Source organism: Vogesella aquatica, from assembly GCF_028548455.1.
Lineage (GTDB): Bacteria > Pseudomonadota > Gammaproteobacteria > Burkholderiales > Chromobacteriaceae > Vogesella > Vogesella aquatica.
The window spans coordinates 107,721-121,231 of the sequence record NZ_JAQQLF010000004.1 but is presented as its reverse complement, the minus strand read 5'-3'; the positions used below and the strand labels follow the sequence as shown (position 1 = coordinate 121,231).

12 protein-coding genes are annotated in these 13,511 nt (G+C 64.1%); 4 read left to right on the top strand and 8 right to left on the bottom strand.

What is annotated here, in order from left to right:
* Nucleotides 1-44: 44 nt before the first annotated feature.
* The 3 genes from PQU95_RS03585 to bioB all read right to left on the bottom strand — a co-directional run bounded on the left by PQU95_RS03585 (nt 45) and on the right by bioB (nt 5,207).
* Nucleotides 45-2,738, bottom strand: a complete 2,694-nt coding sequence (locus PQU95_RS03585; protein WP_272750818.1) for a putative bifunctional diguanylate cyclase/phosphodiesterase — start codon at nt 2,736-2,738, stop codon at nt 45-47.
* 251 nt (nt 2,739-2,989) lie between these two features.
* On the bottom strand, nt 2,990-4,141 hold the full coding sequence (bioF, locus tag PQU95_RS03580; RefSeq protein WP_272750725.1) for an 8-amino-7-oxononanoate synthase: 1,152 nt from the start codon (nt 4,139-4,141) through the stop codon (nt 2,990-2,992).
* Nucleotides 4,142-4,223: 82 nt separating this feature from the next.
* Complete coding sequence (gene bioB / locus PQU95_RS03575) at nt 4,224-5,207, bottom strand: biotin synthase BioB (protein WP_272750724.1); 984 nt, start codon at nt 5,205-5,207, stop codon at nt 4,224-4,226.
* A gap of 60 nt (nt 5,208-5,267) precedes the next feature.
* On the opposite strand from bioB, the gene PQU95_RS03570 reads away from it, so the two are divergent.
* From PQU95_RS03570 to PQU95_RS03560, 3 genes are read left to right on the top strand one after another with little or no spacing between them, the layout of a single operon-like run.
* Nucleotides 5,268-5,996, top strand: coding sequence for a ComF family protein (locus PQU95_RS03570; protein WP_272750723.1), 729 nt, complete (start codon nt 5,268-5,270; stop codon nt 5,994-5,996).
* Nucleotides 5,997-6,034: 38 nt separating this feature from the next.
* Nucleotides 6,035-6,499 carry a tRNA (uridine(34)/cytosine(34)/5-carboxymethylaminomethyluridine(34)-2'-O)-methyltransferase TrmL gene (trmL, locus tag PQU95_RS03565; protein WP_026107703.1) on the top strand — a complete coding sequence of 155 codons (465 nt, stop codon included), beginning with the start codon at nt 6,035-6,037 and terminating at the stop codon, nt 6,497-6,499.
* Between the two features lie 36 nt (nt 6,500-6,535).
* The gene (locus tag PQU95_RS03560) at nt 6,536-7,396 is read left to right on the top strand and encodes a septal ring lytic transglycosylase RlpA family protein (protein ID WP_272750722.1); all 861 of its coding nucleotides are present in this window, start codon (nt 6,536-6,538) and stop codon (nt 7,394-7,396) included.
* Between the two features lie 77 nt (nt 7,397-7,473).
* On the opposite strand, the gene PQU95_RS03555 is transcribed toward PQU95_RS03560, so the two are convergent.
* From PQU95_RS03555 to PQU95_RS03535, 5 genes are all read right to left on the bottom strand, one after another.
* Nucleotides 7,474-7,677 (bottom strand): YgaP family membrane protein, encoded by a 204-nt coding sequence (locus tag PQU95_RS03555; RefSeq protein WP_227301803.1) that lies wholly within the window; start codon nt 7,675-7,677, stop codon nt 7,474-7,476.
* 206 nt (nt 7,678-7,883) lie between these two features.
* Nucleotides 7,884-8,960 (bottom strand): peptide chain release factor 1, encoded by a 1,077-nt coding sequence (gene prfA / locus PQU95_RS03550; RefSeq protein WP_272750721.1) that lies wholly within the window; start codon nt 8,958-8,960, stop codon nt 7,884-7,886.
* Nucleotides 8,960-10,213 (bottom strand): glutamyl-tRNA reductase, encoded by a 1,254-nt coding sequence (gene hemA, locus PQU95_RS03545; RefSeq protein ID WP_272750720.1) that lies wholly within the window; start codon nt 10,211-10,213, stop codon nt 8,960-8,962. The genes prfA and hemA overlap by 1 nt, the downstream gene beginning before the upstream one ends.
* Nucleotides 10,214-10,328: 115 nt before the next feature.
* Nucleotides 10,329-11,168, bottom strand: coding sequence for an S-formylglutathione hydrolase (gene fghA, locus PQU95_RS03540; protein ID WP_272750817.1), 840 nt, complete (start codon nt 11,166-11,168; stop codon nt 10,329-10,331).
* 55 nt (nt 11,169-11,223) lie between these two features.
* Nucleotides 11,224-12,384: an S-(hydroxymethyl)glutathione dehydrogenase/class III alcohol dehydrogenase gene (locus PQU95_RS03535; RefSeq protein ID WP_441374543.1), complete on the bottom strand. Its 1,161-nt coding sequence runs from the start codon at nt 12,382-12,384 to the stop codon at nt 11,224-11,226.
* Between the two features lie 65 nt (nt 12,385-12,449).
* Here PQU95_RS03535 and PQU95_RS03530 point away from each other — a divergent pair, with 65 nt between their 5' ends.
* Nucleotides 12,450-13,340 carry a LysR substrate-binding domain-containing protein gene (locus tag PQU95_RS03530; RefSeq protein ID WP_272750719.1) on the top strand — a complete coding sequence of 297 codons (891 nt, stop codon included), beginning with the start codon at nt 12,450-12,452 and terminating at the stop codon, nt 13,338-13,340.
* Nucleotides 13,341-13,511 lie beyond the last annotated feature (171 nt).

The following is a 13,511-nucleotide window of genomic DNA, read 5'->3' as shown; positions in this document are numbered from 1 at the left end:
AGATACCGCCCTGCCCGGCAGGCAGCCAGACAGGGGCGTCGGGATCAGGCGCTGCGCGCCAGCTCGGCCGGCATGCCGGCCAGGCGCAGCCAGTCCAGCTCGGCGGCCGGAGCCGGGCGGGCAAAGTAGTAGCCTTGCAGGCGCGGGCAACCCAGCTCGCGCAGTGCACGCACTTGTACCTCGGTTTCCACGCCCTCGGCCACCACGTCCATACCCAGCGCCTCGGCCAAGGCCACGATGGCACGCACGATGGCGATGGACTCCTCCTGGCAATGCACCTCGCGCACGAAGGCCTGGTCGATCTTGAGCACGTCGAAATGGTAGCGGTGCAGGTAGGACAGCGCCGAGTAGCCGGTGCCGAAGTCGTCCAGCGCCAGGCAAATGCCGTGGGTCTTGAGCTGGCGCATCACTTCGATGGCCACGTCGGGCACGTCGATCAGCGCGCTCTCGGTCACTTCCAGGTGCAGGGTGCCCGGCGGCAGCTGATGCTGCTGAATCAGGCGCAGCATCCAGTCCACCAGCTTGGTGTCGTGGAAGTGGGCGCTGGACAGGTTGATGTGCAGGCACACTTCGTGGGTAATGGTGCCGTCGGCGTACCACTGGGCCAGCTGGGCGCAGGCACGCTCTATCATGTAGCGGTCCAGTTTGAGGATCAGCCCGCTTTCCTCGGCCATGGGCAGGAACACACCCGGCGCGATCATGCCCAGCTCGGGGTGATGCCAGCGCACCAGCGTCTCGAAACCGGCCAGGCGGCCGCTGTGGCTATCCACAATGGCCTGGTAGTACGGCACCAGCTCGCCGCCGTTGGACAACGCATGGCGCAGCTCGGCTTCCAGCGCCAGCTGGTCGGCCTGGTTGCAGCGCAGGGCGTGGTTGAACAGGGTATAGCCGTGGCGGCCATTCTGTTTGGTGCGGTACATGGCGTGGTCGGCGTCGCGCAGCAGGTCTTCAGCGCGGCTGTAGTGCTCTTTGCTGGCCAGTACCACGCCCACGCTGACGGTGGAAAACACCTCGCGGCCTGACAATACAAAAGGGCGCTCGAAGGCGGCCACCAGGTCACGGGCGACCTGTTCGCACTCGGCCATATCGTCTACCGAGGCCAGCAGTACGGCGTATTCGTCGCCGCCCAGGCGCGCCATGAAGTCACCAAAGCGCAGGCTCTGGCGGATGCGCTGGCCGGCTTCTACCAGCAGCTGGTCACCAATCAGGTGGCCCAGCGTATCGTTGACCAGCTTGAAGCGGTCCAGGTCGATCAGCAAGACGGCAAAGCGCTGCTCGGGCGCCAGCTGGAAGTGGTCCCAGCTGCGCTTGAGCACGCGCGAGAAATGGTTGCGGTTGGGCAGCTTGGTCACCGGGTCGTGCAGGCTGTCGTGCTGCAGCTGGGCGTTGGCCGCATCCAGTGCGTCGCTGCGCTCGCGTACACGCTGCTCCAGGTCGACGTAGGCCCGCTGCAGGTCATCCAGCGCCTGCACGCGCGCCAACGCACTGCCGATATGGTTGGCCACAAACTCCAGGATTTCCTGGTCGCGCCAGCTGTAGCGCGTGTTGTCCTGGTAGCTCTGCACCGACAGCACACCACGCAGCATATTGCCGCTGTACAAGGGCACGCCCAGCCAGCTATGCGGCGGCGTGCCGTTATCGTTCTGCAGGCCGAATAGCGGGTGGCTGTGCATGTCGGCCAGCAGCAGCGGGCGGCCGCTATGCAGCACCTGCTCTACCGGGCCGCGGCCCGGCGCGCGCGGCGACAGCTCGGCCAGGCGCAGGTCGGAGCAATACGGGAAGCTCAGCTCGTCGCGGCTCTGGTCGTACAGCGCCACCATGCAGTTGCTGGCATCGATGAATTCGGACAACAAACGGTGCAGGCCGACAAAGAAGGCTTCCATCGACAGGCTGGTATTGGACAGCTCGGCAATGCGGAACAGCATGTGCTGCAGCTGCTCGCTGCGCTGGCGCTCGACGACTTCGGCACGCAGGCGCGCGTTGATGCCTTCGAGCTCGCTGGTACGCTGCCACACCTGTTGCTCCAGGTGCGCGCGATACAGCAGGCGGTCCAGCGCGCAGGAAATATGGTGGCCCACGTACAAAAAGGTGGATTCGTCCGCCAGTACGGGCGTGTAGCCGCTGTCGTAGCCCTGTACCACCACCGCGCCCATCACCTTGCCCGCCCCGCTGACCAGTGGCATGCCCATCCACCAGTGCGGCGGCACGCCCATGAAGCGGATGCGCTCGCGCTGGCACAGCACGCGGATTTCGTCGCCCTTGAGCAGCAAGAAGTGGTTTTCGCGGATTAACCACGCTGTCAGCGAGGCACTGGGCCCGCGCAGCGGGTAGGCGCGGCCAACGTCTGGCGGCGCGGGCTCATGCTGGTCAACAAAATAGGGGAAGCGGATCTGCCCGGCTTCTTCGTCAAACAGGGCGATATAGAAATTGTCTGCCGGCATCAGGCGGCTGACGGCGCGGTGCATGCGCGGCAAAAAGTCGTCCACGCTGTCGGCGTGGTTGGCCAGGCGGCTGATTTCCAGCAGGGCTTCGTGGGTAGTACGGGCCACGGCCAGCTCGCCCTGCACGCTGCCTGCCACCAGGTGGCCGGACAGCAATACCGCCAGGCGCCGGGTCAGCTCGTCGGCCTGGCGCGCACCATGCCACAACAGCCAGCCTAGCGGCTGGCCCGGGCTACCCAGGGGGTGGCACTGCACCGGTGCCTGCCAGGACAGCTCGCCCGACAGTGCGGTAGGCACTGGCAAGCCAGTGCAATCTCCCCGGCTGGCAAGGCATTGCCAGACGGTTCCCGGTTTCCCCCAAACTGCTGCACCTTCAGGAGCCTGCAAGCGGAACAAAAAATCCAGTGCCGCTTCGGCAGCTTCTTCTGGTGTAAACAGAAAATCAGCCGTACTGTTCATACAGTCTTTATTGACCCACTCGTCATCATTAGCGCGCGGTGGCTATTATTCTCGTGTGGTCTTACTGCTTGGCGTTTCGGGCGGCCGCTTTATCGCGCTACCTGCTGTAGCGCAGCCAACAGCGCCGCCAGATCACCTGCGGTATGACCCGCCGACAAGGAAACGCGCAATCTAGCCGTTCCTGCCGGTACCGTGGGAGGCCGAATGGCTGGTATCCACACACCCCGCTCGCGCAGGGCGGCAGCCATTCCTACCGCAGCCTCGTTGGTGCCAATAATAATCGCTTGAATTGGCGAACGGGAAGAGAGCAATCGCAAAGATTTATCCTGCATAAATTGTCGTAATGTCAAAATATGCTGCTGCACTTGCTCCCGTCGCCAGCCCTCCTGCTGCATCACCTGCAGGCTGGCCAGAATGGCCGCCGCCTGCGCCGGGGGATGCGCGGTGGTGAAAATATACGTCCTGGCGGTATTAACCAGCCACTGCACCAAAGCATGGCTCCCCGCCACAAAGGCGCCGGCGACCCCGGCAGCCTTGCCCAGCGTGGCCATGTACACCACGCGCGGGTGATGCAAGGCGTATTCCACCAACGCACCGCGCCCTTCGCCCAGCAGGCCGAAACCGTGGGCATCGTCCAGATAAAGCCAGGCATCGTAGCGCTCGGCCAGCGCCAGCAGCTCGCGCAATGGCGCCTCGTCGCCATCCATGCTGTACACCGCGTCCACGGCAATTAGCCGCGTCCGGGCTGGGGTTTTTTGCAACAGTGCTTCCAGATGCGCCAGGTCGCTATGGCGAAAGCGCTGGAAATCGGCGCGCGACAGCACGCAAGCATCGTTCAGCGAGGCATGGTTGAGCTTGTCGGCAAACACCGCGTCGCCGCGACCCACCAGGCTGGTAATCACCCCCAGGTTGGCCGCATAGCCAGAGCCGAACACCAGCGCAGCCTCGCAGCCTACCCAGTCGGCCAGGGCGGCTTCGGCCTGCTGCTGGATAGCAAAGTGGCCGGCCACCAGCTCGGAAGCACCCGCGCCCACGCCCCACTGCTCAATAGCCTGCTGCATGGCGCGCTTCAGTGCCGGGTGGTTGGCCAGGCCCAGGTAATCGTTGCTGGCAAAGGCCAGGTAGTCGCGGCCATCAATATTGACGCGTGGGCCTTGCGGGCTGTGCAGCGCGTGGCGCTGGCGCAGGCGGTGCTCGGCCGCCAGCGCGGCCAGGGCGGGTTCTAGCTGATCCGGGTGCATGCGGCCAACCTTTCTGGCAGTACATAAAAAAAGCACCTGGGCAAAGCAGGTGCTCGGAACATTGTTCGGGACAAGGCCCTGCTTATAAAGGCTGCAGCCCCAGCTTGTCCATCAGCGCGCGGTCGGCGTCCACATCCGGGTTGCCGGTGGTGAGCAGCTTGTCGCCGTAGAAAATGGAGTTGGCACCGGCCAGGAAGCACAGCGCCTGCATGGCTTCCAGCATCTCGCGGCGGCCGGCCGACAGGCGGACATAGCTCTTGGGCATGGTCAGGCGCGCCACGGCGATGGTGCGCACGAATTCGGTCCAGTCCAGCGCGTCGGCATCGTCCAGCGGCGTGCCGCTGACTTTCACCAGGTTATTGACCGGCACCGATTCCGGCTGCGGTTCCAGGTTGGCCAGCTGCAAAATCAGCCCGGCGCGCTGCTCGCGGGTTTCGTTCAGGCCCACAATGCCGCCACAGCATACCGACAAGCCAGCACCGCGCACCTTGCCCAGCGTGTCCAGGCGGTCTTCGTACTCGCGGGTCTGGATGATGTCGGCGTACTTGTCCGGTGCGGTATCCAGGTTGTGGTTGTAGAAGTCCAGGCCGGCGTCTTTCAGCTTTTCCGCCTGGCCGTCTTTCAGCAAGCCAAAGGTGGCGCAGGTCTGCAGGCCCAGCGCTTTGACTTGCTGCACCATGTCCAGGGTTTTTTCCAGGTCGGCATCTTTCGGGCCACGCCAGGCGGCGCCCATGCAGAAGCGGCCTGCACCGTTGGCCTTGGCGTTGCGCGCGGCTTCCACCACCTCGTCCACCGTCATCATCGGCTGGTTTTCTACCGGGGTATCGTGGTGCACCGACTGCGGGCAGTAGCCGCAGTCCTCCGGACAGCCGCCGGTCTTGATGGAAACCAGCGTGGACAGCTGCACGCGGCTGGGGTCGAAATGCTGGCGGTGTACCTCGGCGGCGCGGAATACCAGCTCCATGAACGGCAGGTCGTACAGTGCCTCGATCTCGGCCTGTGACCACAGCGTGGTTTCCGCGTGCGGCGTAGCAGGGCGGGTAAATTGGATGGTGGCCTGGTTCATGGTGGGCAATCGCTCGTCATTAGAGTAAAAACATGAAACGAATCTTGCGGGAGCCGACCGATGCTGTCAAACCTGTGCAGACACATAATTGACAGCTGCCCATTATTTGAACAGCACTGCCAATTGTGCGGCCAACGTGCCACCCGTCACGGCTTATGCCAGCCCTGCCGCCAGCAGCTGCCATGGCGCCCGGGCCATCGCTGCCCGATATGCCAGGCCCCCGCTGCCAGTGCCCAGGCCCCCTGCGGCGACTGCCAGGGCAAGCACCCCGCCTTTAGCCACCTGTACAGTGCCTACGATTACGACTACCCGCTGGAAGGCCTGATCACACGCTGCAAGTACGCCCCGTCACCCGCACTGCAAGGCGTGCTGGCCAGCCTGATGCCGCAAGCACTGCAGCACGCACAAGGCAGTGCCGGCTACTACCAGCCCGACCTGGTCGTCCCCGTGCCGCTGGCTGAGGCGCGGCTGCGCCAACGGGGCTTTAACTTGCCAGATGCCCTGGCGCACGCGCTGGCTGATACAATGCGCGTCCGATTTGACGACCAGCTGTGTTGGCGCAAACGCAACACGGACAGCCAAGCCGCCCTGAACCGCCGCGAAAGGCTGAAAAACGTACGCGATGCCTTCGGCGTAAAACGCCGCTGTGACGGGCTTCATATCGCCATTGTGGACGATGTCGCCAGTACCGGCGCCACCCTGCATTCCCTGGCCAAAACCCTGAGAAAATCAGGGGCAAAACAGGTAGATGCCTGGGTGCTGGCCAGGGCCATTGCTCGTCAAGCTTGACCAACCTGTTGATTCATTGGAATATTCGACCCGCAACGATGTTTACCGTTGTTCTCTACCAGCCGGAAATACCGCCTAATACAGGCAATATTATTCGACTCTGTGCCAACACCGGCTGTGAATTGCACTTGGTCAAACCGCTGGGTTTTCCGCTTGAGGACGCCAAACTGAAGCGTGCCGGGCTCGATTATCACGAGTACGCGCGCATGGTGGTTCACGAGAACTGGGAAGCCTGTCTGGCCCACCTGGCTGGCCGCAGAATCTTTGCAGCCACCACCAAAGGTGCCACGCGGCACGACCACATCGCCTTCCAACCCGGCGATGTATTGCTTTTCGGCCCCGAATCCCGCGGCTTGCCAGCAGATATTGTGGCAACCCTGCCGACGGAACAGCGGGTTAGGCTGCCCATGCAGCCCGAATCGCGCAGCTTGAATCTCTCCAACGCCGTCGCCGTGCTCGTATTCGAAGCCTGGCGCCAGCATGGTTTTGCCGGAGGGATTTAGCAATTCACGGTTGGCACAACAGCATAAGGAGAGGTCATGAAACCTTTTTACCGATGGCTGTGGCTCGTGTGTGCCAGCATTTTTCTGGTAGCTTGTACCACTGTCAGGCCGGCAACTGCGACGCAGTCTGCCAAGGCCAATGTGAAGAAACCGGGCAGTAATACTGGGGCTTTTTTCCAGAACGACGGCCCGGCAGACCGGATTCCGGTCAATCTGGACCTGGTGCCAGATGCCATCCCGCAATCGGAACCACTGATTGCTTCGGCCAACAAACCGTACTCGGCACTGGGCATGAGTTTCCGCCCGGACCCCTCCGAGAAGCCTTATCGCCAGACTGGCAAGGCCTCGTGGTACGGCAAGCAGTTTCACGGTCGCAAGACCAGCTCTGGCGAGCGCTACGACATGTTCGCCATGACGGCGGCGCACCCGACGCTACCCATCCCGAGCTATGCCCGGGTAACCAATGTGAAGAATGGCGAATCCGTCATTGTGCGCATTAACGACCGCGGCCCGTTTCATAGAAGCCGCCTGATGGACCTGAGCTACGCCGCAGCCCACAAGCTGAATATCGTGCGCAGCGGTTCTGGCAGCGTCGTGGTAGAGCGCGTGTTTCCGGTGGAAGGCAGTGACCGCATTGCCACCAAGCCGGCCGCACTGCAAAAGCCGGATAACAACGGCGAGCCCTACTTCCTGCAGCTGGGTGCTTACGACCGCCTGGCCACTGCCGAAGCACAGCTCAAGCAGCTGATGCGCGAGGAAGCCAGCAGTTATAACGACAAGCTGGCCATAGTGAACCAGCAGGGTCTGTACCGTGTCCGCATCGGCCCCTTCCATGAAGACGACGATGCCATCCAGGCCGCGCTGGCGCTGGATGTGCCACCGGTGATCACCCGTTAGCCTGTGCGCAGGCCAAAACAAAACGCGAGGCATCTGCCTCGCGTTTTTCATTGCTACCCGGGCTTATCTACCCAGGCTTAGTCTTGCTTGGGTGGCAGCTTGCAGGTGTTGATGCCAAAAATGGCATACGGCGGGCACCAGCCCATCAGGCCGGTAGCCAGCGGCACCAGGCCCAGCAGTGCCCACGGCGTTTGCGGGCCGACAAAGGCCAGGGCGGTAATAGCCAGCCCGGCGACGATACGGATGACACGCTCGGTACTACCAATATTGCGTTGGAACATGATGGCCACCTTTTGATGAGATACCCTTTCAATATATTATTAAATATATTGAAAAACAATATCGGATGGACTAGCACCGCATAAAACCGCTGCGGTGTGCCCTGCCCGCCACATCGCGTCCACACCGCGTGCCCCATGCAAAACACCCCTGTGTGCCGGGCGCAAAGGGGTGTTTTTTATCGCGGCAGCCTGTTGGCCGCGCGGTCTTACTCGGCCAGCTGGGCCAGCAGCTCGGCCTGTTGCTCGGCCACCAGCGCATCGGTCAGCTCGTACAGGTCGCCGTCCATGGCGTAGTCCAGCTTGTACAGCGTCAGGTTGATGCGGTGGTCGGTAATGCGGCCTTGCGGGTAGTTGTAGGTGCGGATGCGCTCGGAACGGTCGCCGGAGCCGATCAGGCTCTTGCGCTCGGCCGCTTCTTTCTGGTTTTTCTCGCGCAGCTGGATATCGTAGATACGTGCGGCCAACACCTGCATGGCGCTGGCCTTGTTGGCGTGCTGCGAGCGGCCGTCCTGGCACTCGGCCACAATGCCGGTAGGCAGGTGGGTAATGCGCACCGCCGAGTCGGTTTTGTTGATGTGCTGGCCACCCGCGCCGCTGGCACGGTAGGTATCGATACGCAGGTCGGCCGGGTTCAGCACCACCTCGGCAATTTCGTCGGCTTCCGGCATCACCGCCACGGTGCAGGCACTGGTGTGGATGCGGCCCTGGGTTTCGGTGGCTGGCACGCGCTGCACGCGGTGGCCGCCGGACTCGAACTTCAGGCGCGAGTACGCACCCTGGCCGATCAGGCGCACGATGACCTCTTTGTAGCCGCCCAGGTCAGACTCGCTGGCGGACACAATCTCGGCCTGCCAGCGGTTACGCTCGGCAAAGCGGGTGTACATGCGCAGCAGGTCGCCGGCAAACAGCGCGGCCTCGTCGCCACCGGTACCGGCGCGAATCTCCAGGAAGATGTTCTTGTCGTCGTTCGGGTCTTTGGGCAGCAGCAGCTTTTGCAGCTCCACGTCCAGCGCGGCCAGCTTGTCTTTGGCGGCGGCGATTTCTTCCAGGGCGAACTCTTTCATGTCCGGGTCGTCCAGCAGCTCGCTGGCGGTGGCCACGTCGGCCTCGCACTGGCGGTAGGCGTTGAACGCTTCGACCACCGGGGTCAGCTCGGCGTGCTCGCGCGTCAGCTTGCGGAAGGCGTCCATATTGGCGGTGGCGTTTTCTGCTGCCAGCAGGTGGGTAACCTCTTCCAGCCGTTCTACCAGCTGGGCGAGTTTGGCCGCGATCGACGGTTTCATTACTGCTCCGGGTATAAGCGATACAAACGCGCGATCAGCTCGACCTGCGCGTCGTGCGCCGCGCCGCTGCCGCTAGACAGCGCCTGCGTCGGCGGGTGCATCAGTTTGTTGGTGAGCTGGACGGACAACGCCTCCAGCACTTTTTCGGGGTTGTCACCACGGGCCAGCTGCTTCATGGCCGCTTCCAGTGCGTGGCGGCGGACACGTTCGCTTTCGTCGCGCAGGGCGCGGATCAGCGGCACCGACTCGCGGCGCTTGAGCCAGTCGGTAAACTCGGCCACGCGGTGGCCGATAATCAGCTCGGCCTCTTCTGCCGCCTGGTTACGCGCCTGGTGGCCTACCTCTACAATGCCGGCGATGTCGTCTACCGTGTACAGGTAGACGTCGTCCATGCGGCCAACCTCGGCCTCGATGTCGCGCGGCACGGCCAGGTCCAGCATGAACATGGGGCGGTGGCGGCGCGCCTTGATGGCACGCTCTACCATGCCCTTGCCGATAATCGGCAGCTGGCTGGCGGTGGAGCTCACCACCACATCGTAGCGCTGCAGCTGGTCTGGCAGCTCGGACAGGGTAATGGCGTTGCCGCCAAACTGTTCGGCCAGACGTTGGCCGCGTTCCAGCGTGCGGTTGGCCACGGTGATTAGCGCCGGCTGGCGCGCGGCAAAGTGGGTAGCCACCAGCTCGATCATCTCGCCGGCACCGATGAACAGCACGTTCAGCCCGCCGACGCTGGCAAAAATCTGCTCGGCCAGCTTCACCCCGGCTGCGGCCATGGACACCGAGCTGGCGCCTACCGCCGTCTGGCTGCGTACATCTTTCGCCACCGAAAAGGTTTTCTGAAACAAACCGTTGAGCAGGCTGCCCAGGGTGCCGGCGCGCTCGGCGGTACGCACCGCGTCCTTGATCTGGCCCAGGATCTGCGTTTCGCCCAGCACCATGGAATCCAGACCCGAGGCCACGCGGAAGGCATGGCGCGCGGTTTCCGGCGCGTCCAGCAGGTACAGGTAGGGGCGTACCTCGTCCAGCGTCAGCCCGTGGTAGCCGGCCAGCCAGCGCAGGGCGTCTTCCGGGCGCTGCGTGGCACAGTACAGCTCGGTGCGGTTACAGGTGGACACAATGGTGGCTTCCCGCGCGGCGTGCGAATCCACCAGCTGCGCCAGCGCGTCCGGCAGGGTTTCTGCAGGAAAGGCCAGCCGCTCGCGTATCGACAAGGGCGCGGTATGGTGGTTGAGTCCGATGGCTACCAGCTGCATGGTGGCGAAGGAAAATCCGCTTTGGGAAACGGGCTATTCTAGCCGAAAACCTGGCGCGGGGCAGCGCGGCTGGCCACGATCAGCGTTGATCGTGGCCAAAACATGGCAGGAAAACTCAGGCACGCGCCAGATAGGCTGCATGAAAGCGCAGCTGCGCCTCGATAAAGCTGGCCACAAAGTAGTAGCTGTGGTCGTAGCCCTCGTGGCGGTGCAGCTGCAGCGGGTAGCCGCTGCTGGCCGCGGCCGCTTCCAGCGCCTGCGGCTGCAGCTGGCTATCGAGAAAGCCATCGGCCAGCCCCACGTCTACCCGGCACGGCAGCGCGGTGGCAGGGTTGGCCGCCGCCATCAGCACGCTGGCGTCCCACGCCGGCCAGGCGGCGGGGTCGTCGCCCAGGTAGGCGGCAAACGCCTTCTGCCCCCACGGCACGTTTACCGGGTGGGCAATCGGGCTGAACGCCGATACCGATACGTAATCCTGCGGCCGTTTCAGCGCGCACAGCAGCGCGCCGTGGCCGCCCATGCTGTGGCCGGCAATGGCCGCGGGGCCAAAATCAAAGTGGGCCGCCAGCAAGGCCGGCAGCTCCTGGCTGACGTAGTCGTACATGCGGTAGTGCGCCGCCCACGGCGCCTGGGTGGCGTTCAGGTAAAAGCCCGCGCCCTGCCCCAGGTCGTAGGCCGGGTCGTCGGCCACCGCCGCGCCACGCGGGCTGGTATCCGGCGCCACAATGGCGATGCCCAGCTCGGCCGCCACGCGCTGGGCGCCGGCTTTCTGCATGAAGTTTTCGTCGCTGCAGGTCAGGCCGGACAGCCAGTACAGCAGCGGCACGCGTGCGCCGGCCAGGGCCGCCGGCGGCAGGTAGACGGCAAAGCGCATGCTGCAGCCGAGCACGGCCGAGGCGTGGGTGTACTGGCGGTGCTCGCCGCCAAAGCTGCGGTTGCAGCTGATCTGTTCCAGCGTCATGGTGGTTTCCTGGCTGCGGCCAACCCTAGGTTGGCCGCAAGGCGGTGGTTTACTGGTAGTGCACTACGCTGCGGATGCTCTTGCCTTCGTGCATCAGGTCGAAGGCGGTATTGATGTCGTCCAGCGCCATGGTGTGGGTAATGAAGTCGTCCAGGCGGAACTCGCCTTTCAGGTAGCGTTCCACGAAGTGCGGCAGCTCGGAGCGGCCACGCACGCCGCCAAAGGCCGAGCCGCGCCACACGCGGCCGGTCACCAGCTGGAACGGGCGAGTGCTGACTTCCTGGCCGGCACCGGCCACGCCGATGATCACCGACTCGCCCCAGCCCTTGTGGCAGCATTCCAGCGCCGAGCGCATCACGTTCACGTTACCGATGCACTCGAACGAGAAGTCCACGCCGCCGTCGGTCATCTCCACGATCACGTCCTGGATAGGCTTGGCAAAGTGCTGCGGGTTAATCACGTCGGTGGCGCCCAGTTTCTGCGCCAGCGCGAACTTGCTCTCGTTGATATCGATGCCGATGATGCGGCTGGCACCGGCCATGCGCGCACCGATGATGGCCGACAGGCCGATGCCGCCCAGGCCGAAAATGGCCACAGTGTCGCCGGCCTTCACTTTGGCAGTGTTCATCACCGCGCCCATGCCGGTGGTGACGCCGCAGCCCAGCAGGCACACTTCTTCCAGCGGTGCCGTCGGGTTCACCTTGGCCAGCGAGATTTCCGGCAGCACGGTGTACTCGGCAAAAGTGGAGGTGCCCATATAGTGGTAAATCGGCTGGCCGTCTTTGGAAAAGCGCGTGGTGCCGTCCGGCATCAGGCCCTTGCCCTGGGTAGCGCGAATCTTCTGGCACAGGTTGGTCTTGCCCGACTTGCAGAACTTGCACTCGCCGCATTCCGGCGTGTACAGCGGAATCACGTGGTCGCCCACCGCCACGCTGGTAACGCCCTCGCCCACCGATTCCACAATACCCGCGCCTTCGTGGCCCAGGATGCAGGGGAAGATGCCTTCCGGGTCGTCGCCGGACAGCGTAAAGGCGTCGGTATGGCACACGCCGGTGGCCACCAGCTTGACGCGCACCTCGCCGGCTTGCGGCGGCATCACCTGCACGTCTTCGATAGTCAGCGGCTGGCCGGCGGCCCAGGCAACGGCGGCTTTACAGGTAATGGTGGTGGCAGTCATGGTGATTTCCGTCAGTAAAAAGGTTGGCCGCATTGTATTAGGCTTTTATTGCGGGATAATCCACGCTATCGGCAAATGATTTTTTACAGGGCGCAATAATGCTGGCATGGGAAGGGGTGTGCGAATTTGCCGCCGTGGCGGAACACGGCAGCTTTACCCGCGCCGCGCAGGCGCTGGGGCTGTCGGTATCACAGGTGAGCCGCCAGCTGACGCGGCTGGAAGCGCGGCTGGGCACCCAGCTGCTGTACCGCACCACCCGCCATGTGACGCTCACCGACACCGGCCAGCTCTACCTGCAGCACTGCCGCCAGCTGCTGGACTCGCTGGGCGAGGCCGAGCGCGCGGTGTCGCAGCACCTATCCACGCCACAGGGCAGCCTGAAAGTCACCGCGCCGCTGGCCTACGGCGAAAGCCATATCGCGCCGCTGCTGCTGCAGTTCGGCCAGCGCTACCCGGCGCTGGACATCAAGCTGCAGCTCAGTAACGAGCTGCTGGACCTGGTACATGATGGCTACGACCTGGCCATCCGCATCGGCCAGCTGCCCGATTCCAGCCTGATCGCGCGCCGGCTGGCCGGCCGCCACCTGCACATCTGCGCCGCGCCGGCCTACCTGGCCGCGCACGGCACGCCGCACACCCTGGCCGCGCTGGAGCAGCACAACTGCCTGCTGGGCAGCCACGAGCACTGGTTCATCGGCGAACACGGCAAACGCCGCCCGCTGCGCGTACACGGCCGCCTGCGCTGCAACAGTGGCCACGCGCTGACCCAGGCCGCGCTGGCCGGCCACGGCATCGTGCAGCTGCCCGACTACTACGTGGCCGCGCACCTGGCCAGCGGCGCGCTGCAGCCGCTGCTCACCGCCTGGCAGCCACCGGAAGAAGGCATCTGGGCGCTGTACCCGCACAAGCGCCAGCTGTCGCCCAAGATCCGCATGCTGGTGGATTTCCTGGCCGATAAGCTGGGCCAGCCGGCAGCCACCGGCGTATGATGGCGGCCAACCCGTGCGGCGCCTGCGCCGCACCAGGCTGCAGGGCCAGACCGCGGCAGGCAGATAACGGCCCGCCGCCACCCACCGTTCTGGCGTCCGCAGCCTTGCTGTTTGCAAGACCCACCCGGTTTGCGCTGCAAAGCGGGCGGGTTGTCGATTTCGTGCGGCGCC